Annotated in this window: 1 protein-coding gene; it reads right to left on the minus strand. The window is 49.2% G+C overall.

Annotated features, from left to right (window positions below; all coding sequences use genetic code 11):
* Positions 1–21: 21 nt before the first annotated feature.
* Positions 22–852 (minus strand): IS5 family transposase, encoded by an 831-nt coding sequence (locus tag G3480_RS26915; RefSeq protein ID WP_164657248.1) that lies wholly within the window; start codon positions 850–852, stop codon positions 22–24.
* Positions 853–893 lie beyond the last annotated feature (41 nt).

The raw sequence follows: 893 nt of genomic DNA on the forward strand, positions 1-893 counted from the left end.
CGCGCGACGAATGCGAATAATTCACTCATAAGCTATTTGATTGTTGCAGATTTGACGAAGCAATAGACGTGACGATGCAAGATAAACTTGTGATTCACTCGATCGTGGTTCTCTCTCATAATCCTTGCTCAGTCGACGCGACCGGCCAAGCCAAGCAAATGTTCGTTCTACGACCCAACGACGTGGCAATACATGAAAACCTTTCTTTCCTTTCTTCCTCTTCACAATCTCGAGGGTGCAATCAAACTCAGCTAATACCCAGTCAAAAAGCTCGCGGCCAACGTAGCCGCAATCAGCCCAAATGAGCTTAACGCTCTGCAGGAGCATAAACAGTCGCGTGAGGACTTGACGAGCCGCTTTTCCGTCAAAGACGTTAGCTGCGTGCACACAGGCGACAAGCAGACAACCCATTGTATCGACTACGATATGTCGCTTCCGGCCCTTGACGAGTTTGCCGCCGTCGAAGCCAGACTCTATCGATGACTCCGGTGTTCCTTTGACGCTTTGGCTATCAATGATGGCGCCACTTGGTTCGGGATTTCGGCCTTGCTTTTGGCGCAGGCGCGCCCGCAGGGCTGCATTGATCTGCTCCAGAACTCCGCCGTGCGTCCATTTGTTGTAGTAGTAATTGACAAGATTGTAAGGAGGAAAATCTTTCGGCAAATAACGCCATGGACAACCGGTTTTATTCAAATAGAAAATAGCATTTAGAATCTCACGCAGGTTCGATTCACGGGGGCGCCCCGTCTTATAGGGATCAAGCTCGTTCAAAATCGGCTCGATGATCGCCCATTCTTCGTCCGACAGGTCGCTTGGATAGCGTAAAGGTGTATGGGCATTGTCTGAATTCATCTTGATCTCCTCCGAATGAAAAGAGGGCATTCGTATTAAAT

The organism is Thiorhodococcus mannitoliphagus, from assembly GCF_010915725.1.
Taxonomy (GTDB): domain Bacteria; phylum Pseudomonadota; class Gammaproteobacteria; order Chromatiales; family Chromatiaceae; genus Thiorhodococcus; species Thiorhodococcus mannitoliphagus.

What these genes read in the sequence shown, in the direction of transcription:
- G3480_RS26915 (WP_164657248.1), bottom strand. Translation starts at nt 852, where the DNA reads ATGAATTCAGACAATGCCCATACACCTTTACGCTATCCAAGCGACCTG.